At 59.6% G+C, this 24,988-nt stretch carries 25 protein-coding genes and 1 pseudogene; 15 read left to right on the top strand and 11 right to left on the bottom strand.

Features of this window, described 5'->3' with window-relative positions; genetic code table 11:
• Window positions 1-29 precede the first annotated feature (29 nt).
• A complete protein-coding gene (locus ACP7A4_RS03310) occupies window positions 30-494 on the bottom strand; it encodes a TlpA disulfide reductase family protein (RefSeq protein WP_048362845.1) in 465 nt (154 codons plus the stop codon).
• 126 nt (window positions 495-620) lie between these two features.
• On the opposite strand from ACP7A4_RS03310, the gene arsC reads away from it, so the two are divergent.
• Genes arsC through ACP7A4_RS03295 form a run of 3 tightly spaced genes read left to right on the top strand, consistent with a single transcriptional unit; the run spans window position 621 to window position 1,976 of the window.
• Window positions 621-974: an arsenate reductase (glutaredoxin) gene (arsC, locus tag ACP7A4_RS03305; protein WP_426245510.1), complete on the top strand. Its 354-nt coding sequence runs from the start codon at window positions 621-623 to the stop codon at window positions 972-974.
• Window positions 971-1,576 carry an NAD(P)H:quinone oxidoreductase gene (gene wrbA / locus ACP7A4_RS03300; RefSeq protein WP_426245508.1) on the top strand — a complete coding sequence of 202 codons (606 nt, stop codon included), beginning with the start codon at window positions 971-973 and terminating at the stop codon, window positions 1,574-1,576. Before arsC ends, wrbA begins: the two co-directional genes overlap by 4 nt.
• Window positions 1,569-1,976, top strand: coding sequence for a DUF2069 domain-containing protein (locus ACP7A4_RS03295; protein ID WP_059761800.1), 408 nt, complete (start codon window positions 1,569-1,571; stop codon window positions 1,974-1,976). The genes wrbA and ACP7A4_RS03295 overlap by 8 nt, the downstream gene beginning before the upstream one ends.
• A gap of 105 nt (window positions 1,977-2,081) precedes the next feature.
• On the opposite strand, the gene ACP7A4_RS03290 is transcribed toward ACP7A4_RS03295, so the two are convergent.
• Window positions 2,082-2,753: a DNA-3-methyladenine glycosylase I gene (locus tag ACP7A4_RS03290; protein ID WP_059761799.1), complete on the bottom strand. Its 672-nt coding sequence runs from the start codon at window positions 2,751-2,753 to the stop codon at window positions 2,082-2,084.
• 56 nt (window positions 2,754-2,809) lie between these two features.
• Entirely contained in the window at window positions 2,810-3,634 is an 825-nt protein-coding gene (ttcA, locus tag ACP7A4_RS03285; RefSeq protein ID WP_048362840.1) for a tRNA 2-thiocytidine(32) synthetase TtcA, read from the bottom strand.
• Window positions 3,635-3,905: 271 nt separating this feature from the next.
• Between ttcA and ACP7A4_RS03280 the strand changes: the two genes are divergently transcribed.
• Together ACP7A4_RS03280 and ACP7A4_RS03275 are read left to right on the top strand one after the other, a co-directional pair.
• Window positions 3,906-4,508, top strand: coding sequence for a Yip1 family protein (locus tag ACP7A4_RS03280; protein WP_048362839.1), 603 nt, complete (start codon window positions 3,906-3,908; stop codon window positions 4,506-4,508).
• Window positions 4,509-4,674: 166 nt separating this feature from the next.
• Window positions 4,675-5,169, top strand: coding sequence for a SprT family zinc-dependent metalloprotease (locus ACP7A4_RS03275; RefSeq protein ID WP_048400987.1), 495 nt, complete (start codon window positions 4,675-4,677; stop codon window positions 5,167-5,169).
• Window positions 5,170-5,218: 49 nt separating this feature from the next.
• Here the strand turns inward: ACP7A4_RS03275 and ACP7A4_RS03270 are convergent, their stop codons facing one another.
• The 3 genes from ACP7A4_RS03270 to ACP7A4_RS03260 form a co-directional block, all read right to left on the bottom strand.
• Window positions 5,219-6,553, bottom strand: a complete 1,335-nt coding sequence (locus ACP7A4_RS03270; protein WP_048362837.1) for a dicarboxylate/amino acid:cation symporter — start codon at window positions 6,551-6,553, stop codon at window positions 5,219-5,221.
• A gap of 372 nt (window positions 6,554-6,925) precedes the next feature.
• Window positions 6,926-8,272 carry an ATP-binding protein gene (locus ACP7A4_RS03265; RefSeq protein ID WP_059761798.1) on the bottom strand — a complete coding sequence of 449 codons (1,347 nt, stop codon included), beginning with the start codon at window positions 8,270-8,272 and terminating at the stop codon, window positions 6,926-6,928.
• Entirely contained in the window at window positions 8,269-8,946 is a 678-nt protein-coding gene (locus tag ACP7A4_RS03260) for a response regulator (protein WP_059761797.1), read from the bottom strand. Before ACP7A4_RS03260 ends, ACP7A4_RS03265 begins: the two co-directional genes overlap by 4 nt.
• 144 nt (window positions 8,947-9,090) lie before the next feature.
• Here ACP7A4_RS03260 and ACP7A4_RS03255 point away from each other — a divergent pair, with 144 nt between their 5' ends.
• The 6 genes from ACP7A4_RS03255 (at window position 9,091) to ACP7A4_RS03230 (ending at window position 16,142) form a co-directional block, all read left to right on the top strand.
• Complete coding sequence (locus ACP7A4_RS03255; RefSeq protein WP_426245503.1) at window positions 9,091-9,834, top strand: 4'-phosphopantetheinyl transferase family protein; 744 nt, start codon at window positions 9,091-9,093, stop codon at window positions 9,832-9,834.
• Window positions 9,835-9,984: 150 nt separating this feature from the next.
• Window positions 9,985-11,739, top strand: a complete 1,755-nt coding sequence (locus ACP7A4_RS03250) for an ATP-binding protein (protein WP_426245501.1) — start codon at window positions 9,985-9,987, stop codon at window positions 11,737-11,739.
• 3 nt (window positions 11,740-11,742) lie between these two features.
• Window positions 11,743-13,077: a sigma-54-dependent transcriptional regulator gene (locus ACP7A4_RS03245; RefSeq protein WP_048362833.1), complete on the top strand. Its 1,335-nt coding sequence runs from the start codon at window positions 11,743-11,745 to the stop codon at window positions 13,075-13,077.
• Between the two features lie 199 nt (window positions 13,078-13,276).
• On the top strand, window positions 13,277-14,599 hold the full coding sequence (locus ACP7A4_RS03240; protein WP_048362832.1) for an MFS transporter: 1,323 nt from the start codon (window positions 13,277-13,279) through the stop codon (window positions 14,597-14,599).
• Window positions 14,600-15,023: 424 nt separating this feature from the next.
• Window positions 15,024-15,320, top strand: a complete 297-nt coding sequence (locus ACP7A4_RS03235) for a hypothetical protein (RefSeq protein ID WP_203302826.1) — start codon at window positions 15,024-15,026, stop codon at window positions 15,318-15,320.
• A gap of 201 nt (window positions 15,321-15,521) precedes the next feature.
• On the top strand, window positions 15,522-16,142 hold the full coding sequence (locus ACP7A4_RS03230; RefSeq protein WP_048362830.1) for a flavin reductase family protein: 621 nt from the start codon (window positions 15,522-15,524) through the stop codon (window positions 16,140-16,142).
• On the opposite strand, the gene ACP7A4_RS03225 is transcribed toward ACP7A4_RS03230, so the two are convergent.
• Complete coding sequence (locus ACP7A4_RS03225) at window positions 16,143-16,376, bottom strand: hypothetical protein (RefSeq protein WP_048362829.1); 234 nt, start codon at window positions 16,374-16,376, stop codon at window positions 16,143-16,145.
• 41 nt (window positions 16,377-16,417) lie between these two features.
• The gene (locus ACP7A4_RS03220; RefSeq protein WP_426245497.1) at window positions 16,418-16,747 is read right to left on the bottom strand and encodes a putative quinol monooxygenase; all 330 of its coding nucleotides are present in this window, start codon (window positions 16,745-16,747) and stop codon (window positions 16,418-16,420) included.
• Window positions 16,748-17,063: 316 nt separating this feature from the next.
• Here ACP7A4_RS03220 and ACP7A4_RS03215 point away from each other — a divergent pair, with 316 nt between their 5' ends.
• On the top strand, window positions 17,064-17,993 hold the full coding sequence (locus ACP7A4_RS03215; RefSeq protein ID WP_059761794.1) for an AraC family transcriptional regulator: 930 nt from the start codon (window positions 17,064-17,066) through the stop codon (window positions 17,991-17,993).
• Here the strand turns inward: ACP7A4_RS03215 and ACP7A4_RS03210 are convergent.
• Window positions 17,988-19,625, bottom strand: coding sequence for a 5-guanidino-2-oxopentanoate decarboxylase (locus tag ACP7A4_RS03210; protein WP_426245495.1), 1,638 nt, complete (start codon window positions 19,623-19,625; stop codon window positions 17,988-17,990). The genes ACP7A4_RS03215 and ACP7A4_RS03210 overlap by 6 nt on opposite strands.
• A gap of 149 nt (window positions 19,626-19,774) precedes the next feature.
• Between ACP7A4_RS03210 and ACP7A4_RS03205 the strand changes: the two genes are divergently transcribed.
• Window positions 19,775-20,665 carry a LysR substrate-binding domain-containing protein gene (locus ACP7A4_RS03205; RefSeq protein ID WP_426245493.1) on the top strand — a complete coding sequence of 297 codons (891 nt, stop codon included), beginning with the start codon at window positions 19,775-19,777 and terminating at the stop codon, window positions 20,663-20,665.
• 1,778 nt (window positions 20,666-22,443) lie between these two features.
• Here ACP7A4_RS03205 and ACP7A4_RS03200 read toward each other — a convergent pair.
• Window positions 22,444-22,632 (bottom strand): annotated as a pseudogene (locus ACP7A4_RS03200) (NAD(P)-dependent oxidoreductase); the annotation flags it as partial.
• A gap of 48 nt (window positions 22,633-22,680) precedes the next feature.
• Entirely contained in the window at window positions 22,681-23,565 is an 885-nt protein-coding gene (locus ACP7A4_RS03195) for an MBL fold metallo-hydrolase (RefSeq protein ID WP_426245491.1), read from the bottom strand.
• Window positions 23,566-23,678: 113 nt separating this feature from the next.
• On the opposite strand from ACP7A4_RS03195, the gene ACP7A4_RS03190 reads away from it, so the two are divergent.
• Both ACP7A4_RS03190 and ACP7A4_RS03185 read left to right on the top strand, forming a co-directional pair.
• Entirely contained in the window at window positions 23,679-24,584 is a 906-nt protein-coding gene (locus ACP7A4_RS03190; protein ID WP_426245489.1) for a LysR family transcriptional regulator, read from the top strand.
• A 118-nt stretch (window positions 24,585-24,702) separates the two neighbouring features.
• Window positions 24,703-24,879 (top strand): hypothetical protein, encoded by a 177-nt coding sequence (locus ACP7A4_RS03185; RefSeq protein WP_156425770.1) that lies wholly within the window; start codon window positions 24,703-24,705, stop codon window positions 24,877-24,879.
• The last annotated feature ends 109 nt before the right edge of the window (window positions 24,880-24,988 follow it).

Here is a 24,988-nt window from a genome sequence, read left to right as displayed (position 1 = left end):
AGCGTGTTCGCTCCTGTACACCGATGTGATTACGACCCCTTCAATTCCTTGAGCTTGGCCAACACGCCCGCCGCGGTCTGTTCGCCCAGCAACTGCGCCCGCACTTTGCCTTTCTCATCGAGAATGAACGTCACCGGCAGCGCTTCACTGCGTGGCAGATCAAACACCTCGGCCGGGTCTTGCGCCAGCACGGTAAAGGTAATGCCCAGCGCAGTCGCCGCATCGCTCAGCTCCTTGCCCTGCAAGCCATCGAAGTTCACCCCGAACACGCCCACCGACTGCCCTTGCAGCTGTTTTTCCAGCGCATTGAGCTCTGGAATTTCTACCCGGCACGGCCCACACCACTCAGCCCAGTAATTAATGACCTTCCACTGCTTGTCCAAACGCTCGGACGCAACTTTTTGACCGTGTTGGTCAACCCCGTAATCATTGCCGCACCCCGCCAGCATTAACGTCGCAGTGACGGCGGCGAGCGCCATGAGTCGCTTAAACATGCGTTGATCCTTCTCAATGAATACCCACAAAAAACCACGGGACGGCGGCCATTTACCGCACACGGTTCAGGCGCGGCCGTCAGGCGGGTAGAATAGCCGCCACCTTACGCAAGATGCGACCCGCACATGACCGATCTGACGCTTTATCACAACCCGCGCTGCTCGAAATCGCGCGGTGCGCTCGAACTCCTCCAGGCTCAGGGCCTGACGCCCAACGTGGTGCGTTACCTCGAAACGCCACTCAACGCAGCCCAACTGAGCGATCTGCTGGCCAAACTGAAGATCAGCGCCCGCCAACTGCTGCGCACCGGTGAAGAGGAATACACAACCCTCAACCTGGCTGACAGCAACCTGAGCGATGCACAGTTGATCGACGCGATGGCCGCTCACCCCAAACTCATCGAGCGCCCGATTCTGGTCGTCGGCAACCACGCCGTGATCGGTCGCCCGCCCGAAAAAGTCCTGGAGATTCTGCCGTGAGCACGCCTTACATTCTGGTGCTGTATTACAGCCGCAATGGCTCGACCAGCGAAATGGCACGCCAAATCGCCCGCGGCATTGAGCAAGGCGGCATGGAGGCACGCTTGCGCACCGTGCCAGCGATTTCCACTGAATGCGAAGCCGTGGCCCCTGCGATTCCAGTTGAAGGCGCGCTGTACGCCAGCCTCGATGACTTGAAAAACTGCTCGGGCCTGGCATTGGGCAGCCCGACCCGCTTCGGCAACATGGCCGCGCCTCTCAAATACTTTTTGGATGGCACCAGCAACCTGTGGCTGACCGGTGCCCTGGTGGGCAAACCGGCTGGCGTGTTCACCTCCACCGCCAGCTTGCACGGCGGTCAGGAAACCACCTTGCTGTCGATGCTGTTGCCACTGATGCACCACGGCATGCTCGTCACCGGCCTGCCTTACAGCGAATCGGCCTTGCTACAGACCACCGCAGGCGGCACGCCTTACGGGCCAAGCCACCATGCGGGCGCCGACGGTAAACGCGGGCTGGACGAACACGAAATCGCGTTGTGTCGTGCACTGGGCCAACGCCTCGCCGGCATCGCGCTGAAACTGGAGAACACCCGTGGCTAAACAGCCCAAAGTGCTGCCGTCCATCGAGTGGCTACAGCCGCGCGTGCGCCTCATGCGGGCGCTAAGCCTGGTGTGCTTCTTTGGCTTTATCGGCTTGCTGTGCGTGTACTACCTGATGTTCGCCAACTTGCATGGCGCCCGTCCCTGGGTGATTTTGCTGATCGAGTTGGTGCCGCTGATGTTTCTGGTGCCCGGCATGCTGCTCGGCAACCCGCGCGGGCACTCCTTCACCTGTTATGTGATCAATTTGTACCTGATCAAAGGCGCACTGGCGGCCTTCGACCCCAACCGTCAGCTGTTCGGTGTGCTGGAAATTGCCGGCAGTGTGGCGGTGTTTGTCAGCGCGATGCTGTTTGTGCGCTGGCGCCATCAGTTGGACCGGCGGCTGGCGGGCGAGTAAGACGAGGCTGCGACGCTGGGTTATCGACGCCCTTGTAGTCGCGGCCACAGGATGCGAGATCGCTGAAGATTGATCGCAGCCTGCGGCAGCGACTACAGGGGTTAATCAGTGATTGACGGTGAAGGCCAGCATTTGTGACAGCTGGCACATCGGCCGCCCGCTCTCGGCATGCCATTGGTTGAAAGCGTTTTGCACAATGGCCAAATCCCGCAGGCTGGTCGGCGCTTTGTCCACCAGCTTTTGCGCATTCAACGCCGCCACCACGTCATAGCTCGGCACGAAGGTGTCTTTGCCCACCATGCGCAAAAAACGCGGGGCCGAAAGCCCGCCCAATTGGTGCCCGTGCTTGGCCAGGTACTTCCACAAGCCCACGATGTCGGTCACCGGCCAGTCAGCGATAAATGCACCAAAGCTGCCGTGCTCGTGAGCGATGTCGAGCACCATCTGCGCATTGCGTGGCACGCTTTTAAGCTTGCCCAAATGCCGAATGATCCGGGCGTCCTGCATCAGGCGCTCCAGGTGTTCTGCGCCCATCAGCACTACTTTTTCCGGGTCGAAGCCAAAAAAAACGGTTTCAAACACCGGCCACTTGGCATCAACCACACTGTGTTTGAGCCCGGCGCGAAATACGCGCAAGGCCAGGGTCGAGAGGTAACGGTCGTCTGGAATCGCCCGCAACTGGGCTGCGTTTAACGGCACAGGCAAGTGGGCTTCGAGCGCGGCGGCAGAACCAAAACGGTTCAAACAATACTCGTGCAGCCATTTGTAGTCGCGCATGCCCTCTCCTCTTGGCAGTTGGGGTGTTACGTGTGGGATCAGAGCCTGCGAACGGCTCAGAGGTTCAGCACATTGACGAAACGCGAGGCTGCCGTGTCATCGATTTTCAGGCTGGCAAAGTCAAACAGGTTGCGATCGGCCAATTGTGACGGGTTCACATTCTGCAAACTGCGGAAGATGCTGTCGGTGCGGCCCGGCGTTTTGCGGTCCCACTCTTGAAGCATGTCCTTGACCACTTGGCGTTGCAGGTTTTCCTGAGAACCGCACAGGTTGCACGGGATGATCGGGAACTGCTGCACATCGGCGTAGGCCTGAATGTCTTTTTCTTTGCAGTACGCCAGCGGGCGGATCACCACGTTGCGCCCGTCATCGGACAGCAGCTTGGGCGGCATCGCCTTGAGGTGACCGTTGAAGAACATATTGAGGAAGAAGGTCTCAACGATGTCGTCGCGGTGATGCCCCAAAGCCATCTTGGTCGCCCCGATTTCGTCAGCGAAGGTGTACAGCGTGCCACGGCGCAGGCGCGAGCACAGCGAACAGGTGGTCTTGCCCTCTGGAATCAGTTCCTTGACCACCGAATAGGTGTCTTTTTCGACGATGTGGTACTCAACGCCCAACGCTTTGAGATAGGCCGGCAGCACGTCTTCAGGGAAGCCCGGCTGTTTTTGGTCCATGTTCACGGCGACGATTTCAAAGCGGATGGGCGCCACTTTCTGCAAATGCAGCAGCACATCAAGCAGCGTGTAGCTGTCTTTGCCGCCCGACAGGCAGACCATCACCTTGTCGCCATGCTCGATCATGTTGAAATCGGCAACGGCCTCACCGGTCAATCGGCGCAGGCGTTTCTGGAGTTTTATTTGAGAGACCGACAGAGTGCCCATAGCGCTTCAATTCCGCGAGTTAAGACAAAAGCTGGCGATTTTACCCCTAAATTCGCGACGCACGAACCCCCTGTGCAAGGCTTAAGACGCCAAAGCGATTAACCCCCGGCCTGACAGCACAATATGCTCTAAAGCACCGGCTCTATTGGGCGGCAGGTTTCCTATACTGCGACATAAGGCCGCAAGCCCTCTCACTTGATCACCTATTCAGGCTGCGCGACCGGCACGCGTCCCACTGGGGGCGATGCGTCTTACTACAGGAGCGACAGCCATGATCCATCACGTTGTGGGCCTTTTCACCCACCCCGATAAAGAGTGGCGCCAGATCCGTGGCGATGCCGAAGAAAGCATCAGCCACATGTACTTCACCCATACGTTGATCCTGGCCGCGATCCCGGCCATTTCCGCCTTTATTGGCACCACTCAGGTCGGCTGGGTCATCGGCAGCCGTGCCCCGGTGATGCTGACCACTGAAAGTGCGCTGTGGATGACCGTGATGTCTTACCTGTCCATGCTGGTGGGCGTGGGCGTGATGGGGGCCTTCATTCACTGGATGGCCCGCACCTATGACGCGCAACCGAGCATGGCGCGCTGCGTGGCATTCGCCACCTACACCGCCACGCCGCTGTTTATCGGCGGGCTGGCCGCGCTGTATCCGCACATGTGGCTGGGCATGGCCGTGGGCACCGCAGCGATCTGCTACACCGTTTACTTGCTGTACGTCGGCTTGCCAACCTTCATGAGCATCGACCCGGATGAAGGCTTTTTGTTTTCAAGCTCGGTGCTTGCGGTCGGCCTGGTGGTGCTCGTCGCGATCATGGCCTTCACCGTGATCGTATGGGGCTTGGGGGTCGGCCCCGTCTACACCAATTAACGCGCCCGCCCCACCCGGTAGGCGTTGCCAAAGGTTGCGAGCTTTGAGTCTTTTAACCGCTCGCAGCCTTCGCCAGCGCCTACCGGGTGCGTGACCATTGAGCAGTAAGCGGTTCGGAAGCCTTTGCACTTGCGGCATAATCGCGGCTTCTGGAGAACCGAACCGCATGCCCGAGTTGCTCAATACCCGCGTCGAAGACTGTTTCAAACAGGCCGAAGTGTTTTTCAAGCGCCCCTTCAAACGCCCCGTGGTCAGTTTCAAATTGCGCGGCCAAAAGGCTGGCGTCGCCCATCTGCATGAAAACCTGCTGCGCTTTAACCCCCAGCTGTACCGCGAAAACAGTGAAGACTTTCTCAAGCAGACCGTGGCCCACGAGGTCGCGCACCTGATCGCCCATCAACTGTTTGGCGAACGCATCGCGGCCCATGGCGAAGAGTGGCAACTGATCATGCGCGGCGTGTACGAACTGCCGCCCAACCGCTGCCACACCTACGACATCAAGCGCCGCAGCGTCACCCGCTACATTTACCGCTGCCCCTGCCCCGACAGCGACTTTGCGTTCACCGCGCAACGTCACGGGCTGGTAAAAAAAGGACGGCGCTACCTGTGCCGTAAATGCCGCGAAACCCTGATATTCAGCGGCCTGACCCGCGTCGAATAACGCGCAATAAAAAACCCATCCGAAGATGGGTTTTTTAATGCGCTGCGCGTTACTTCATCAGCGAAGGGGTTGGGCCTTCAGCTACACCCAAATCGTCTTCAGGGCGGGTTTCTTCCAGCGGACGACCACCAGAAGCCAGCTCAGCGTGCAGCGTGTCTTCGTCCAGCTCCTTGACCCACTTGGCAACCACCAGAGTCGCGACCGCGTTACCCACCAGGTTGGTCAGGGCACGGGCTTCGGACATGAAACGGTCGATACCCAGAATCAACGCCAGGCCAGCCACCGGCAAGTGGCCAACGGCCGACAGCGTGGCCGCCAGTACGATAAAGCCGCTACCCGTCACGCCCGCCGCCCCTTTGGACGACAGCAACAGCACCAGCAACAGGGTGATCTGGTGCGTGATGTCCATGTGCGTGTCGGTGGCTTGCGCGATAAACACCGCAGCCATGGTCAGGTAGATCGAGGTGCCGTCAAGGTTGAACGAGTAACCGGTCGGGATCACCAGGCCTACAACAGACTTCTTGGCGCCCAGACGCTCCATCTTCACCAGCATGCGTGGCAGTGCGGACTCGGATGAGGAGGTGCCCAGCACGATCAGCAGTTCTTCACGGATGTAGCGGATCAGCTTGATTACGCTGAAACCGTGAGCGCGGGCAATACCACCCAGCACCACCAGCACGAACAGCACGCAGGTGATGTAGAAGCAGATCATCAGTTGACCCAGCTGCACCAGCGAACCGACGCCGTAAGCACCGATGGTGAAGGCCATCGCACCCAGCGCACCCAGTGGGGCCAGCTTCATGATCATGTTGATGATGTTGAACATCACGTGGGCGAAGCGGTCGATGAAGTCCAGCACCGGCTTGCCGTAGGCGCCCAGGCGGTGCAGGGCAAAACCGAACAGCACCGAGAACATCAGCACTTGCAGGATGTCGCCATTGGCGAAGGCACCGACGATGGTCGACGGGATCACGTTCAGGATGAAGCCAACGATGCTCTGGTCTGCACCCGCGGTCACGTAAGCCGCGACTTTGGAGGCGTCCAGGGTAGACACGTCGATGTGCATGCCGGCGCCCGGCTGCACCACGTTGACAACGACCAGACCGATCAACAGCGCAATGGTGGAGACCACTTCAAAGTAGAGCAGTGCATAACCGCCGGTTTTACCGACCGACTTCATGCTCTGCATACCGGCAATACCGCTCACCACCGTACAGAAAATGATCGGGGCAATGACCATTTTGATCAATTTGATAAAGCCATCACCCAACGGTTTGAGTGCTACGCCGGTTTCCGGGTAGTAGTGGCCCAGCAAAATGCCGATGGTGATCGCTACGATCACTTGCACATACAGGGATTTGTACAGTGGCTGACGAGTCGTCATTGCAAAGTTCCTCAAGTGCATCACTCGGCCATCATTCCATCTGAGACCGGCAACGCCCAAAGCGCGAACCCTCCTGTACTTGGAGGGATTTGTTGTGTCGAGCTGCTCTAACGGCAGACCTCTCGCACTTATTGCAAGGCGCGGGCCAATGTTGACTAAACCTCGCCAACGCCCGGCAGCACCCAGCCTTGTAGGAAATTGCAGATAAATCTTGTAGGACAACTTTGGCGGGTTTCCGCCCATTTGGCGTAAATGAACACAGCAGATGGCGGGTTTCCGCCTTCGAGATTGGCAGGTCGCTGCTCAGGTACAAGGGTGCGACTGCGGCGCAGCCGATCGCAGCCTCGTACCTCGACAGCGACTACAGGTGCTTCATAGCGCCGGAAAATGGATGCGGAACGCTGCCCCGCCCAAGGGTGAATCATCGAGGGTCAGTTGTGCGTCGTAGCTCTCAATGATGTCTTTGACCACTGCCAGGCCGATGCCCTGCCCCGGATGCTGACGATCAAGACGTTCGCCGCGTTGCAGAATACGCGCACGCTGATCGGGCGGTACACCGGGACCGTCATCTTCCACGCAGACGTCGATACCTGCTTGAGTGCGATGCAGGCTGATGCGCACTTGGCTCAAACACAGCCGCCAGGCGTTTTCCAGCAAGTTGCCGAGCAATTCCAGCAGCGCGTTTTGCTCTATCGGCACATGGCTCAAGGCCGGGATGTCGTAGCTGACGTTGACCCGTTTGTCGCGATAGACCTTCTCAAGGGTGTTGCACAGGCTTTCAACCACCGGGATCAGCTCAACCTGATGGCGCACCAAACCGCTTTTACGCAAGCTGGCCCGCTGCAACTGGTAGCTGATCTGCTGGTTCATGCGTTCGATCTGGGTTTGCAGCACCCACGCCTGTTCACGGTCTTGCGGACGCTGCGCCATGCTTTCACTGACCCCCTGCAACACCGCCAGCGGTGTTTTCAGGCTGTGGGCCAGATCATCCAGCGAATCCCTGTACCGCGCGCGTTGTTCGCGCTCGCTTTGCAGCAGGCGGTTCAAGGAGCCGGTCAACCGCAGCAATTCACGCGGGTGTTGCTCGCTGAGGCTGTCGCGCTCGCCGGTTTCAATCTGGTCCAGTTCCTGACTCAAACGTCGCAAGGCTTGTAACCCCCACGTCAAACCAATCCATAACAGCGCCAGCAACACAAACAATGCCGCGCCAAATCCCAGGTAAAGATTTTCACGCAGCCCGGCGAGGGTCATGTTGTATTCGCGCATGGGCTGCAACGCGACGAAGCTGAAGGCCGCGCTTTTGCCGCCCAGCAGCTTGACCTCCACGTCATAGACGAAGAACTCTTCGCCGTTGTCCTCGCGAATGCTTGCAAACTCGTTGCCGCGCCCGTCGTAGCGCGGCTTGTAGTTGATGGTTTCTTCTTGCGTGGCCCGCGAGCGCCACACCAGGTGCCCCTCGCGGTCATAGATGTAGCCGAGCAGGCGGCTGTCCGGCAGGTTGAATTGTTCGTCCGGCAGCAGGGCCGGCATTTTCAGGTGATTTTTGTCGACCCGTGCGGCAGAAATCAGGGTGGTGACATCTGAAGCCAAACGCTGCTCGATGGCGTCTTTGAGCGCCAGACTGAAAGCCCCCTGCATGGCCGGTAACAGCGCAAGCATGAACAACACGGCCAGCAACGTGGCCGCGAGCATCAATCTGACGCGCAGCGATCGAATCATCGGCAGCGCTCAGTAAACAGATACCCCAAGCCGCGCACGGTATCGATTGGCTTAAAGCCGTTTGCCCCCTCCAACTTGCGTCGCAGGCGCCCGACCAGCACCTCGATCACATTCGGATCACGTTCCTCGTCATCCGGGTACAGCTGCTCCATCAGTCGGTCCTTGGCCACCACCTGTTGGTGATGACGCATCAGGTATTCCAGAATCCGGTATTCATAGGCCGTCAGCGCCAGCGGCTCATCCTCAAGCTTCGCTTGCTTGCGATTGATGTCCAGCACCAGTTCGCCCGCAGTAATGGTCGATTGGGTAAAACCGCAGGAGCGGCGCAACAAGGCATTCAATCGCGCTTCCAGCTCTTCAAATTGAAAGGGCTTGACCACGTAATCGTCGGCACCCGCCGCCAGCCCTTCCACTTTGTCCTGCCAGTTCCCGCGCGCCGTGAGGATCAGGATCGGAAAGGTCTTGCCGCGTTTACGCAACTCGCGGATCAGCTCCAGCCCGCCCAAACCGGGCAAGCCCAGGTCGATCACCGCCAAGTCGTGGTTGAACTGTTCACTCTGGTACAAGGCTTCTTCAGCATTGGCCACCGCCTCGACCACATGCCCCTTTTCCGTGAGGCGGGTTTGCAAGTGATGACGCAACAGCGCCTCATCTTCAACCACCAGCAATTTCATCGCGCTCTCCCACGCTTGATCGCGCCTGCAAAGGCATAAAACACACCCGCACTCTACGGGTTTGGCCCTGAACACACTCTGAACAATAGTCCAAGAGTACCGGCCCCCTACCCAGCTCGGCCCAGACCCGGCAAAATGCGCGGCATGACCCGACTCCCCGCCTTGCCCGCCTGCTGCACGCCCTTGCGTGCCGACTGGCCCATGCCCCAGCCACTGCCCGGCAGCGTATGGCGCAGCACAGACTTCGTTCCGGCACAGCTTGGCGTGGATGACTTTGCGCGCAGTGCCATCGAAATGCCCGCCAGTATTCAACGCTCGGTGGCCAAACGCCAAGCCGAATTTCTGGCCGGGCGCCTGTGCGCTCGCGCCGCCTTGCTGCAATTGGACGGCACCCTTGGCGCACCCGCCATCGGCGAAGACCGGGCGCCCGTGTGGCCCGCGCACATCAGCGGTGCCATCACCCACAGCAACGGCCGCGCCGCGGCGGTGGTAGCGCTCAAGCGTGACTGGCAAGGCATTGGCATCGACCTTGAAAACCTGCTCAGTGCAGAACGCGCGCAACGTCTGGCCAAAGAGATCCTGACCCCAGCCGAGCTGGAGCGCATGGCCGCCAGCCCTCCTGAGCACATGGCGCTGGGGGTCACGCTGACGTTTTCGATCAAGGAAAGCTTGTTCAAAGCCCTGTATCCGCTGGTGAACACGCGCTTTTATTTTGAACACGCCGAAGTCCTCAGTTGGACGCCGAACGGGCAGGTGCGCTTGCGCCTGCTGACTGATCTCTCTGAGCACTGGCAACACGGGCGCGAAATCGACGGCCAATTTGCGCTGACTGACGGTCAGTTGTTGAGCCTGGTGGCCATTCACGGCGTGCCGCATCAGCGCCCCTGACGCCACGCCCGAGTGCGCCCTGCGCAATCGCTTCACCCGCTCATGACATAGACCTGTGTCATGCTTTATGCGGCTTTGCGCAAACGCCATTATTGGCCCGGCATGCCTGCATGCTATCGTTTGCGCCCCCTAATCGAGCGTATGGCCACTATGCCCGTGACGTCCCGTTATCTGCGTTTGGCGCTGTACACCGTGTTAATCCTGATGGGAGCGGCGGTGGTTGGCAGTTGGGCCATGCAGCAGGCCAAGCAGCAGGCATTAGAAGAAAGCGCCCGACGCGGCCCCGAGCAGTTGAACCTGTATGCCAACTCGCTGCACACCCTGATTGAACGCTACCGCGCATTACCGGCTGTTTTGGCACAAGACCCCGAGTTGATTTCGGCGCTGGCGGGGCCGGTCACGGCCGACATACAGACCCAGCTCAACCGCAAACTTGAACGTATCAATGGCGCCGCGCAGTCTTCGACCCTGGAGTTGCTCGACAGCACCGGCCTGGCAGTTGCCGCCAGTAACTGGAACACCTCCAACAGTTACGTCGGCCATAACTACGGATTTCGGCCTTATTTCAGCCAAACCCGCAGCCAGGGCACCGGGCGCTTTTTTGCCGTGGGTGTGACCAGCGGGATTCCGGGCTACTTTTTATCCAGTGCACTGCACGATGCCAACGGCGCGTTTTTGGGCGCTATCGTGGTCAAGCTTGAATTCCCGGAGCTGGAGCGCGAATGGAGCCAGGGCAACGACACGCTGCTGGTCAGTGATGCACGAGGCATTGTGTTTATTGCCAACCAGCCCGGCTGGCGTTATCGCCATCTACGCGCGTTGAACGACACTGACCGCAGCGAGATTGCCACCACCCGTCAATACGACAAACAGCCGCTCAGCCTGATGGCCACACGCACGCTGCAAAGCTTTGGCGACAACAGCTACCTGAGCCGGGTTGACGGCCCCGGCGGCCCGGCCGATTACTTGTGGGGTTCACTGGCGCTCAAAGCCGAAGGCTGGACCTTGCACTTGTTACGCAAGCCGCCCACTGCTGCCGAGGATGGACGAAATGCGGCGCTGGCCGCCATCGGCCTGTGGCTGACGCTGGTTTTCCTGGGGCTTTTTTTGCTGCAACGCTGGCGCATTGGAAGGTTGCGCCAGCGCAATCGCGAAGAGCTTGAGCAACTGGTTGAAGCCCGCACCAAAGATTTGCGCACCGCGCAGGACGGGCTGGTGCAATCGGCCAAGCTCGCGGCGTTGGGGCAGATGTCAGCAGCGCTGGCCCATGAAATCAACCAGCCTCTGACCGCCCAGCGCATGCAATTGGCGACCCTGCGCCTGCTGCTCGACCACGGTCGTATTGAGGACGCCTATAAAGCGCTGACACCCCTTGAGCACATGTTGACACGCATGGCGGCGCTCACAGGCCACCTCAAGACCTACGCCCGGCAAAGCCCCAGCGGCCTGCGCGAACGGCTGGACCTGGCCAGTGTGGTCGATCAGGCCTTACAGCTGGTAGAACCACGCCTGAAGGAGGAAGGGGTTGAGTTGGACATCCAGCTCATACGCCCGGCCTGGGTGCGCGGTGATGCCATCCGTCTGGAGCAAGTGCTGATCAACCTGCTGCGTAACGCGCTGGATGCCATGCGCGACACCCCGCGCAAGCACCTGGAGATTCGCATCGAAGCCGATCAACAGCTGTGGCACTTGACCCTCAGCGACAGCGGAGGCGGTATCAGCGACGAACATTTGGGTAAAATTTTCGACCCCTTCTTCACCACCAAACCGGTGGGGGATGGATTGGGCTTGGGGCTGGCGGTGTCTTACGCCATTGTTCACGAACTCGGCGGCCGCCTGACCGCTTGCAACCATGCCGAGGGCGCGCTGTTCACGCTGACGCTGCCCATCGCACAGGAACTTTGACCCATGCTCAACTCGGTAATCGTGGTCGATGATGAAGCCAGCATTCGGTCTGCCGTGGAACAGTGGCTGAGCCTGAGCGGCTTTGAGGTGCAGCTGTACAGTTGCGCCGAAGACTGCCTGAGCCAGTTGCCCGCACACTTTGCCGGGGTGATTGTCAGCGACGTGCGCATGCCAGGCATGGGCGGGCTTGCCTTGCTCACACGTTTGCAACAACTGGACCCCGATTTGCCGGTGATTTTGCTCACCGGCCACGGCGACGTGCCGATGGCCGTCGAAGCCATGCGCGACGGCGCCTACGACTTTCTGGAAAAACCCTTCAGCCCGGATGCGCTGCTCAGCAGCCTGCGCCGCGCCCTGGAAAAGCGTCAACTGGTGCTGGAAAACCGGCGCTTGCATGAACAGGTCGACCTGCGCGAACAGATCGAGGGGCGCCTTTTGGGCGTGTCCCGCAGCTTGCACACCTTGCGCCGCCAAGTCATGGACCTGGCACCGTTGCCGGTCAATGTATTGATTCGCGGTGAGACCGGCAGCGGCAAGGAGCTGGTTGCCCGTTGCCTGCATGACTTTGGCCCGCGTGCCGACAAACCGTTTGTGGCGCTCAACTGTGCCGCCATCCCCGAGCAATTATTCGAAGCAGAATTGTTCGGGCACGAAAGCGGCGCCTTTACCGGGGCGCAAGGCAAGCGTATCGGCAAGCTCGAATACGCCGATGGCGGCACCTTGTTTCTCGACGAGATCGAAAGCATGCCACTGGCTCAACAAGCCAAACTGCTGCGGGTATTGCAGGAGCAAAAACTGGAGCGGCTAGGCTCCAACCAAAGCATTCATGTGGACTTGCGGGTGATTGCCGCCACCAAACCGGACTTGCTGGAAGAAGCCCGCGCCGGGCGGTTTCGCGAAGACCTGGCCTACCGCCTGACGGTGGCCGAATTGCGCCTGCAACCCTTGCGCGAGCGCCGCGAAGACATCCCGCTGTTGTACGAGTATTTTTCGCGCAGCGCCGCTGAACGCTTGGGCCGTAGCGTGCAACCGATGAGCGGCGTGCAATTGACCACACTGCTCAGCCACGACTGGCCAGGCAACGTGCGCGAACTGGCCAACGTGGCCGAGCGTCAGGTGTTGGGCCTGGGTGAACCGCAATGGGATGAACCTGAGGTGGGGCAATCGCTGGTGGCCCAACAAGAAGCCTTTGAGGCCCAATGCCTGCGCTCAGCCTTGACCCGGCACAAAGGCGATATCAAGGCAGTGATGGCCGAGCTGCAACTGCCGCGCCGCACGCTCAACGAAAAAATGCAGCGTCATGGCTTGGTGCGAGAAGCGTTTTTGAATGACGCTTGATATCGGTTCGCAGACGCTGGCTCAGCCGCATCGGCGGAAATCCGCTCACCGCAAAGTGTGAATCAGCGGATTTCCGCTCACTTATCAATTGAACCCCTTATAAACCGGGGGTTCACATCTTGGCACAACTCCTGCTATTGCCCCGTAAGCACGCGTTTTGACGCGCTATAACAAAACCAAAAATAGAAGGATCCATTTAATGGATAACGCCAGTTCCCTGCCTGCCGGGTCGGCCTCTACGACCCCACCAGAAAAGACCACCTCCAGTCGCATCAAATCCATTTTCAGTGGTTCCGTCGGCAACATGGTCGAGTGGTACGACTGGTATGTGTACGCGGCTTTCTCGCTGTACTTCGCCAAGGCCTTTTTCCCTAAAGGCGACACCACTGCACAACTGCTCAACACCGCCGCGATTTTTGCCGTGGGCTTTTTGATGCGCCCCATCGGCGGCTGGCTGATGGGCCTGTACGCTGACCGCAAAGGCCGCAAGGCCGCGCTGATGGCTTCGGTGCTGCTGATGTGCTTCGGCTCACTGATCATCGCGCTGTCGCCGGGTTACGAAAGCATCGGCGTCTGGGCGCCAGTGCTGCTGGTCTTTGCCCGCTTGCTGCAAGGCTTGTCGGTAGGTGGCGAATACGGCACCTCGGCAACCTACCTGAGCGAAATGGCCACCAAGGAGCGCCGCGGGTTCTTCTCCAGCTTCCAGTACGTGACCCTGATTTCGGGTCAGCTCATCGCGCTGGGCGTGTTGATCGTGTTGCAACAAACCCTGACCGAAGAGCAACTCTACAGCTGGGGCTGGCGTGTGCCGTTTGTGATCGGTGCGCTGTGTGCAGTGGTCGCGCTCTACCTGCGTCGCGGCATGGAAGAAACCGAGTCCTTCAAAAAGACCAAGGTCAAGCCTAAAGAAAGTGCCATGCGCACCTTGCTGCGCCATCCCAAAGAGCTGATGACGGTGGTCGGCCTGACCATGGGCGGTACGCTGGCGTTCTACACCTACACCACGTACATGCAGAAATACCTGGTGAACACGGTGGGCATGAGCATTTCGGACTCGACCACGATTTCGGCTGCCACGCTGTTCCTGTTCATGTGCATTCAACCGCTGGTAGGCGCGCTCTCAGACAAAGTGGGGCGTCGTCCGATCCTGATCGCGTTCGGCGTGCTGGGCACCTTGTTCACCGTGCCAATCCTCACCACGCTGCACACCATCACTACGTGGTGGGGCGCGTTTTTCCTGATCATGGCGGCACTGATCATCGTCAGCGGCTATACCTCGATCAACGCGGTGGTTAAAGCAGAGCTGTTCCCGACTGAAATTCGCGCACTGGGTGTGGGCCTGCCGTATGCCCTGACCGTGTCGATCTTTGGCGGCACGGCCGAATACATCGCACTGTGGTTCAAAAGCGCTGGCATGGAAACCGGTTACTACTGGTACGTCACGGCGTGTATCGCCTGCTCGCTGCTGGTGTACGCCACCATGAAAGACACCCGTAAACACTCGCGCATCGAGACCGACTAAACGTCGTCTGCCAAGGCTGCGTAGCCGAGGCTTCAATGCGAAGCGGTCCTGGACCCAATGACGGCGGTGCCTGTGAGGCACCCCGTCAAAGGGTTTAGCGGTCGCTTTACCGGTTGCGTTGAGTCCTGAGCAACCTGCCCCTGCAACTCCCCCCGCCACTAATTGCGTAAGATTTTTCGGAATTAATTGTCCGTTAATTCTAAAAGCTCACGCTCAGCCTCAATAAAGCCCCTGAAGCGATACGCGTTTTGATCGAAGGCTTAACGCCCGAATGATCGCAACGTGAATCGGCGAAGCCATGCCTTAATACATCGAATAAAACGATTCTTTAGTGCTATTTTTTGCGCTTTTTAATCGAATTGATCGGCGTAACCTTAGAGCCATACCCACTTAACACCCCTTACACGCAACACGGAGCACTACCATGAAAACCTCACTGATCCTCGCCACTGCCCTCTCTGCCCTGGCCCTCAACGCCTTTGCCGCTGACGGTTTTGATCGCACTCACTCGGCGACCTTTGCAGAGGACGGCTACAGCCGCACCCACTCAGCCACATTTGCTGCCGACGGTTTTGATCGCACTCACTCGGCGACCTTTGCAGAGGACGGCTACAGCCGCACCCACTCAGCCACGTTTGCTGCCGACGGTTTTGACCGCACTCACTCGGCGACCTTTGCTGAAGATGGCTATGACCGCACGCAAGGTGCCCGCTTCAGCTAACACCTGATCGCGGCACATCAGCCCGGCCTCGGCCGGGCTTAGTCATTTTTTGGGGACGCAAAACCTGCCGTCGCTGCCGAGGGCTGCGAGCTGATTCAAATCAAGGCCAATCACTCACAACCGGTTGAGACAAACTTTGTCTTTCGCCCCATTGCCTTGCACTATAGGGCCTTCTAATTCAGCTGTTTACGGACACTTCTGATGCCTGACGATATCCATTTCTACGAACCATCCCTGGGCCACGGTCTGCCCCACGATCCGTTCAACGCCATTGTCGGGCCGCGCCCGATAGGCTGGATTTCGTCACAGGATGCCCAAGGCCGGCTGAACCTTGCGCCTTACAGTTTTTTCAACGCGTTCAACTACATCCCGCCGATCATTGGTTTTTGCAGTGTGGGGCGCAAAGACAGCCTCAACAACATTGAGCAAACCGGCGAGTTCGTCTGGAACCTGGCCACGCGCCCACTGGCCGAGGCCATGAACCAGAGCTGCGCCAGAGTCGGGCCGGATGTGAATGAATTTGAGCTGGCGGGGCTGACGACTGTCGCGTCGCGGGTGGTGAGTGTGCCGCGGGTGGCTGAAACACCGGTGTCATTCGAATGCAAGGTGACGCAGATTATTCAGCTGCAACGTGCAGACAAGGCATTAGTGCCCAGTTGGCTGATTTTGGGTGAAGTGGTGGCGGTGCACATCGCCAAACATCTGCTCAAAGACGGGATTTACGACACGGCCGCCGCCGAACCGATCTTGCGCGGCGGCGGCCCGGCAGATTACTTCCAGCTTGGCCCTGAAGCACTGTTCAAGATGCACCGCCCCCAATAACTACCAGACCAGTTCAGCGTCTTCGCTCACGCCTTGCAGGGCGTGAAGTTGCTGCTCGGCGGCAGCATCGGCTGCCGTCGCGGTGCTGAAGGTCTGGCCCGGCAAAATCGTGTGAAAGCGCGGTGCACCACCTTCGTACAAGGCTTTAACGGCTATCGCTGCGTGGTAAACCCCAGGTTCCACCGGAACCACTGCCGAGACGGCTTCAAACTGTGCAAATTCCTTACGTGCCATGTTTCAAATTCCGGCCTGTGAAAAAGCGGCATTCTACCCGCTTAACCGGTGCGCTGGCGCAAACCTGCGCAGGCCACATCGCTGAAGGTCTGAAAATCCAGGTGATCGACAACCTGTTCATGCACCAGCTCGCTGTAAACCTGCATCACCGGTGAATGGAAGTACGCCTGCATCGACGGCTCATCTTGCCAATACCCTGCGACGTGCCACAGCAACGGGTCGCTGTGGGAATGTTGCAAGGCAAAATGCAGGCAACCGGGCGTTTGCAGCGTAGGTTCAATCAGTTGGTTCAGGCATGTCTGGACTTGCGCCGCACAGCCAATGCGGGCGCGTACCAAGGTCGTGTGACTGACAACAGGGGACTGGGGCATGGTGGCCTCCACAAAAGAAAGTGGCGTGAGGGGAGGTTCAAAGCTTAGGGGCCACCGTCACCTGACCGTTAGTCGATTCCTGCCCCTCGATTGCACAATTGTGCCAAACAGCCCACTCGCGAAAAACTCATCGCCCATGCACTCACCTCACTCTCAGCGGCCGTTTCAAGCAATCTCCCTGCCCTGAAACGCCGTCTGCACGTCACTTACGGTGTGGCCTGACAGGATCAGGCAAGTGTGCGGCAGAAATTGGCTACCCCCCTGCCTTGCACAAACTTAAGCTAGGGTCCCATCACCGCTGAATCAGGACGTGCCGATGTCACTGCTGGAACCGCCCCAGGCCACACTCGACGCTGCCCTCGAAGAAAAACGCGTGGAGTTGGCTGACCTTATCTATCGCCATACGCGCGAGGACGGCACCGTCCAAAGCGCTGTCGGCGCGCTGTTCATGTCGCGCTACAGCTACTCCAGCGACTTTTCGCCCAGCTTGCCGCAACCGGCCTTGTGCATCCTCGCCCAGGGCCGCAAAGAAGTGCGGCTGGGCGATGAGTATTTCGCCTACGATCCGCTTAATTATCTTGTGGTGAGCGTGTCGATGCCCATCAGTGGCCGGGTGGTGGAGATATCACCCGAACGCCCGGTCCTGGCCCTGCGCCTGGACATCGACCCGATGGAAATCAAAACGTTGATCAGCGATGCCGGGCCCATAGGGATGCCGTCGCGCACGGCTGGACGCGGCCTGTACGTCGAACCAATCGATCAAGTCATGCTTGACGCCCTTTTGCGCCTCACCCGGCTTCTGGACACCCCGCGTGACATCGCCATGCTCGCGCCGTTGATTCGCCGCGAAATTCTTTACCGCTTGCTGCGCAGCCCGCTGGGCTACCGGCTGTATGAAATTGCTACCGAAAACAGCCAAACCCACCGTGTGAGCCGGGCCGTGTCATGGCTCAACGGTAATTTTGAGCAACCGTTGCGTATTGATAGCCTGGCCCGTGAAGCCAATCTCAGCGTGTCGACGCTGCATCACCGCTTCAAGGCAATGACGGCCATGAGCCCGCTGCAATACCAGAAACAACTGCGCCTCAATGAAGCACGCCGCTTGATGCTCTGCGAAGGGCTCGACGCGTCAGCGGCAGGCTATCGCGTGGGGTATGAAAGCCCGTCGCAATTCAGCCGCGAGTACAGCCGCCAATTCGGCGCGCCACCGGTCAGGGATCTGGCGCGCCTGCGCATGCGTTTATAAGCCCAACGATTGCTGCCATTGGTGTTCATCAATCTCGATCACGCTAGGCCCCTGTCGGCCTGCCGCCGTGGCCAGCGCCGTGCGTAATTGCGCTTCATCCGCCACAGATTCCGCCGCGCAGCCCAACGCTCTGGCGACACCCACCAGGTCGGGAGTGTAGATGTCGACACCGACTGGCTCGATACCCCGGTTGAGCATGTATTTTTTGATTTCGCCATACCCCTGGTTATTCCACAGCAGCACGATGATGGGCGTGCGCGCTTCCACCGCGCTGGCCAGCTCCGCCAAGGTGAACTGCAAACCGCCATCACCGATCAGACACACCACCGGGCCACCCGCCTTGCCTGCGGCCCGCCGCCCCAACCAGGCGCCAACAGCGGCAGGCAACGCATAACCCAGCGTGCCGTAGCCGGTGGCCGAGTTGAACCAGCGCCGTGGCTGCGCAGGGTTGAAGGTGAAATTGCCGGTATAGACGGGTTGGGTGGAATCGCCCACGCAGACCGCGTCTGGCAAGACGTCGAATACGCAGTGTATGAAGTGCGTTTGCGCGCGGGTCGGCGCGTCCCATTGAGCATCCACGTCAAGCCGCAAGCGTTGCGCGCGTGCAGCCCCCCAAGCGGTTTCGCGTGGGGCCAGCGAACGTTGACTGAGCGCAGCCAGTAACGCCTCGGCGGCCAACCGCGCATCGGCCACCAGCGCCAGCGTCGGCAGATAGTTACGCACCGTCTGGTCGCTATCAATGTCGATGCGCAGCAAAGCGCCGGGGATCTCAAACCCTCCGCCAAAAAATACGTCGTAGTCGGTTTCCGCAAGCTCCGTGCCAATGGCCAATACCACATCGGCCTCAGCCACCAATGCCCGGGTGGCCGCCAGCGATTGCACCGAGCCGATCAATAACGGGTGCGCGGTGGGCAGCATGCCTTTGGCGTTGATGGTCAATGCGACGGGGGCGCCTAAGCGCTCAGCCAATAAGGTAAGCGCCGGGGCCGCGTCAATGGCGCCGCCACCGGCCAGAATCAGCGGACGTCTGGCGTGCATCAGGCGCTCGCTCATCTGCTCAATAGCAGCAACTGAAGGGCCGGGGCGCGCGAGTGTCATCGGCGGGCTGTGGAGCAGCGCGTCTGCATTTTCAACCAGCACATCCAGCGGGATTTCGATATGCACCGGCCTTGGCCGTGCGGCCTGAAACAGCGCAAATGCTCGCGCCAGCACGCCGGGCAACTCGGCCGCCGACATCAAGGTGTGGGAAAACGCGGCCACACCCGCCACCAGCGCACCCTGATTGGGCAACTCATGCAGTTTGCCGCGCCCCCCGCCCAACTGGCTGCGCGACTGCACGCTGGAGATCACCAGCATCGGGATCGAGTCCGCGTAGGCTTGGCCCATCGCCGTGGCGATATTGGTCATGCCCGGCCCGGTGATGATGAAACACACGCCCGGTTTGCCGCTGCTGCGCGCATAGCCGTCGGCCATAAAGCCTGCGCCCTGCTCATGACGCGGGGTAATGTGCCGGATGCTGGAACCTGCCAGCCCCCGGTACAGCTCAATGGTGTGCACCCCGGGAATACCGAAAACGTGCTCAACGCCGTAGGCTTCCAATAACTTGACCAACACTTCGCCGCAGGTAGCCATCAATTACGCCCTCTCTTGTTGTGCCTGGGACTGGACATCGCAGCCTGGACGATGGGGTCCCGATGGCAACCATTGAAGCGAGCGCAGGTAGCGCGCACAACGTAAACCTGCTCATACTGGCCATGTCCTGCACGCATGGCTCAGCCCCTATGAAACGCTTACCGCCTCTTCCCGCATTGCACACATTTTTGATCACGGCCCACCACTGCAACTTCACCCGGGCGGGCGAGCACTTGCACATCACCCAGGGCGCCGTCAGTCGACAAATCGCCGGGCTTGAAGATCAATTAGGGTTTGCGCTGTTCCACCGTCAGGCGCGAGGTTTGAGCCTCACCGAACAGGGCCAGGCATTACTGCCGCGTATTGAGCAAGCCTTTAACCTGATCGACGAAGCCATCGAACACGCCAGCATTCGTCGCACACCGCTGCAACTCAAAGCCCCGAGCTGCCTGTTGCGCTGGCTGATGCCCACGTTGCAGGACTGGCAAACCCTGCGCCCCGACGTACCCGTCGAACTCACCAGCAGCGTGCACCACGGGGTAGATTTTCGGCATGAGGCGTTTGATGCTGCGGTGGTCTACAGCCCTTTACCGGGGCCAAAGCGCCAAGGCCAACACTTGTTCGACGAACAGCTCACCCCGGTTTGCGCCCCACAGTTGTTAGAAGGCAGCGCATCGCTCAACAGCCTGCGTGACCTGGAGCAACACACCTTACTGCACCCCAGCCGTGACCAACGCGATTGGGCGCTGTGGTTGAGTGCGGCGGGCGCGGATGTTGCGACAACGCGTAAAGGGCAGTATTTCGACACCCTGGACCTGGCCATGAGCGTAGCGGCGCAAGGCAATGGTGTCGCGATTGGCGACTGGTCGTTGGTGGGGGACGATGTAAAGGCAGGCCGATTGGCCATACCGTTTGATTTGAAGGTAAAAACCGGCGCGGCGTATTACCTGGTGTGCCCGCCCCGCAGCGAACCGTCCGCGCCCTTGCGTGAACTGATGCACTGGTTGGTGGAAAAAGCCGCAGAGACCCGTAGCGGCTGACGCGTAAACCATTGACCGCTTCGCGCTCGATCGCAGCCTCGTGTTACTCCTCAGCGGCTACAAAACGTGGAGAACCGTGGAGAACTGTGTAGCCGCTGTCGAGCGTGCGAGGCTGCGTACGGCTGCGCAGCAGTCGCAAAAACATTCAACCGCGTGCGACGGGTACGCCGCAGTGCTTGGGTTGACGACCGCTTCGCGCTCGATCGCAGCCTCGTGTTACTCGTCAGCGACTACAAAGCGTGGAGAGCCGGGGAGAACCGTGGAGAACCGTGTAGCCGCTGTCGAGCGTGCGAGGCTGCGTACGGCTGCGCAGCAGTCGCAAAACATTCAACCGCGTGCGACGGGTACACCGCAGTGCGCGGATTTACGACCGCTTCGCGCTCGATCGCAGCCTCGTGTTACTCGTCAGCGACTACATAACGTGGAGAACCGTGGAGAACTGTGTAGCCGCTGTCGAGCGTGCGAGGCTGCGTACGGCTGCGCAGCAGTCGCAAAACATTCAACCGAGTGCGACGGGTACGCCGCAGTGCTTGGGGTTACGACCGCTTCGCGCTCGATCGCAGCCTCGTGTTACTCGTCAGCGACTACAAAACGTGGAGAACCGTGGAGAACTGTGTAGCCGCTGTCGAGCGTGCGAGGCTGCGTACGGCTGCGCAGCAGTCGTAAAACCATTCAACCGCGTGCGACGGGTACGCCGCAGTGCTGGGATTGACGACCGCTTCGCGCTCGATCGCAGCCTCGTGTTACTCGTCAGCGACTACAAAACGTCGAGAACCGTGGAGAACTGTGTAGCCGCTGTCGAGCGTGCGAGGCTGCGTACGGCTGCGCAGCAGTCGCAAAAACATTCAACCGCGTGCGACGGGTACGCCGCAGTGCTGGGGTTGACGACCGCTTCGCGCTCGATCGCAGCCTCGTGTTACTCGTCAGCGACTACATAACGTGGAGAGCCGGGGAGAACCGGGTGGCCGCTGTCGAGGCTGCGTACGGCTGCGCAGCAGTCGTAAAACCATTCAACCGCGTGCGACGGGTACGCCGCAGTGCTTGGGTTGACGACCGCTTCGCGCTCGATCGCAGCCTCGTGCTACTCGTCAGCGACTACAAAACGTGGAGAGCCGGGGAGAACCGGGTGGCCGCTGTCGAGGCTGCGTACGGCTGCGCAGCAGTCGCAAAACATTCAACCGCGTGCGACGGGTACGCCGCAGTGCTTGGGTTGACGACCGCTTCGCGCTCGATCGCAGCCTCGTGTTACTCGTCAGCGACTACACAACGTGGAGAACCGTGGAGAACCGTGTAGCCGCTGTCGAGCGTGCGAGGCTGCGTACGGCTGCGCAGCAGTCGTAAAACCATTCAACCGCGTGCGACGGGTACACCGCAGTGCTTGGGTTTACGACCGCTTCGCGCTCGATCGCAGCCTCGTGTTACTCGTCAGCGACTACAAAACGTGGAGAGCCGTGGAGAGCCGGGTGGCCGCTGTCGAGGCTGCTTACGGCTGCGCAGCAGTCGCAAAACATTCAACCGCGTGCGACGGGTACACCGCAGTGCTGGGGTTTACGACCGCTTCGCGCTCGATCGCAGCCTCGTGTTACTCGTCAGCGACTACAAAACGTGGAGAACCGTGTAGCCGCTATCGAGCGTGCGAGGCTGCGTACGGCTGCGCAGCAGTCGCAAAACATTCAACCGCTTGCGACGGGTACACCGCAGTGCGCGGATTGATTTACGACCGCTTCGCGCTCGATCGCAGCCTCGTGTTACTCGTCAGCGACTACAAAGCGTGGAGAGCCGTGGAACGCTGACGCGAGTGTTTGGGCATCGTTGACGTCCACATCCTTGGTCAGAGCCCCAGTACGTGCGCCGATTTTTTAGGCGTGGCACGCAATGGCGACCACGCTATGGCCTCGACGCAGCGCCTCTTCCAGCCGTTGGCTACCCGCACGCCCGGTGGCACCAATGATTGCAATGTTGCTCATGACGCTCTCCTGTTGAATGGACAAATCAGGTTTCACTGAGCGCTTGAATCACCACTTCATTTCGCCTTTGGCCACTTTGGCGCTCAGTTCCAGCGAAGACTCTTCGGCCAGGTCCGGGTAGCGTTTTTTCATTGCCGCAATCAGTTCGCCCGAGTTTTTGGCTTTCAGGGTTTCTTCATCAAACGCCTTGATGTAGTCACGCGTGAAATGCACGGCGTTCACTGAGCGGTCGTTATCACCGACGTAATGACCAGGCACCACCGTCAGGGGCTGCAAGCTGTCGATACGTTTGAGAGTCGCCAGCCACTGTTTGTGGGATTGAGGGGTTTGGGTGTCGGCCATCCACACATGGATGTTGTCGGCCACCACCACACCACCGACCACGGCCTTGAGCGATGGAATCCATACAAAACTGCGGTCCGGCTGCTTGCCATTGAGGCCGATGACGTCCAGTTCGCGACCTTCCAGTTGCAGGCTATTGCCTTTGAGCACTTGAGGCACGATCAGCTTGGCCGGTACATCACCCCCCATTTGCGGGCCCCAAAACGCTAACTTGGCGTCTTTGGTGTGGTTGATGTGTTCAACCGTGGGGGCTGAGGCCAGTACTTTTGCGTCCGGGAATGCCTGGGTCAGGGTTTCAAGGCCGAAGTAGTAGTCCGGGTCGCCGTGGCTGATGTAGATGGTGGTCAGGTGTTTGCCACTGGCGCGGATTTTATCCACGACATGCTGCGCTTGAGCCTTGCCGAATTGGGCATCGATCAAAATGGCATCTTTGTCACCGCTGACCAGCACGGAAGACACCGGAAAAATAGCCGCCGCGCCAGGGTTGTACACGTCCAGGGTCAAGGGCGCTGGCGCCGCTGCGGCATGGGCGGCAAAACCCAGCGCAACGGCGCTGAGGAATAAACGACGCAGGGTTGTCAGTGCTGTCATGAGGGTGTCCATAGTCAAGAGGCCAAGGTCGGCGATGAACAAAGCTTAGTCGCACGATCGGGCATAAAAAATGCGATGCTGCGACATAGTTTGTTTCACAAATCGGGCAAATCATGGACCGTCTCATTGCAATGCGGGTGTTCGTCTCCGTCGTCGACCTCGGCAGCCAGTCAGCGGCGGCCGATCACCTGGACCTGTCGCGCCCGGTGGTGTCGCGCTATTTGGCTGAGCTGGAAGAATGGGTGGGCGCGCGGTTGCTGCACCGCACCACGCGCAAACTGAGCCTGACTGCCGCAGGCAATGAAACCCTGCCCCGCTGCCGCCAGCTACTGGAGCTGTCCGAAGACATGCAGGCCGCTGTCAGCACCGCCGGGGATGCACCTCGCGGCCTGTTGCGCATCAGTGTCAGTACTTCGTTCGGGCAATCACAACTGGCAGCGGCAGTGACCGACTATGTACGCCTCAACCCCGGCGTCACCATTGACCTGCAAATGCTCGACCGCACCGTGAATCTGGTGGACGAGCGCATCGACCTGGCAATCCGCACCAGTAATGAGCTGGACCCCAGTTTGATTGCACGCAAATTGACCGTGTGCCGTTCGGTGCTGTGCGCGGCACCCGCGTACTTGCGTGAGCACGCAACGCCACGGCAGGTAGATGACCTGAGCCTGCACAACTGTCTGACCCACTCATATTTCGGCAAAAGCCTGTGGCATTTCACCTGCCAGGGCGAAGACGTGTCGGTGCCCGTTCAAGGCAATATCAGCGCCAACGAGGCCAGTACGTTGCTCAGCGCGACCCTCGCGGGCGCAGGCATTTCATTGCTGCCCAGCTATCAGGCCGGCGTGCATGTGCATCGCGGCGATCTGGTGCGCTTGCTGCCCGAGGCCGAACCCAGGGTGATGAACATTTATGCCGTGTACGCCTCGCGCAAACACATGCCGGCCGCGCTGCGCAGCATGCTCGACTTTCTGGCAGAGCGTTTCACAGCAGAGCCTGCCTGGGACACAGGTTTGTAACAGGTAGTCCATTTGAGGGATGAAGGCTTACAAAGGCAGTCGTACAACTGGCGTGGCAAGTCCGATGGTCTGTACTAGCTTTAAAAGTGTGACGTCTAGGTATCAGGAGATGACTGCCATGACCACGAAAACAAAAACCAGATGCATGACCGCGTTTGTTGTATTTGCTGCCGCCGTACTGTTCGCCAGCGCCTGCTACCGTGCTGAGCAAACACGCTTGTCCCCACGCTTTACCGCCAGTTGCCAGGGCGAGCACTGCAACTCGTTGAATGCCGCATTCAGCGCACTGCGATAACAAGGTCGGTGCACCCGTTGATGGAATAACGCCTGCACCGATTTTTGCGCACATCCGTTAGCCAGCTATCCAGTACACTGAGCGCCATTACGCCACAGGCGGCCGCGCC

It is taken from the genome of Pseudomonas sp. TWR3-1-1, from assembly GCF_049896545.1.
Lineage (GTDB): Bacteria > Pseudomonadota > Gammaproteobacteria > Pseudomonadales > Pseudomonadaceae > Aquipseudomonas > Aquipseudomonas weihenstephanensis.
This window is presented reverse-complemented; position numbering and strand designations above follow the sequence as displayed.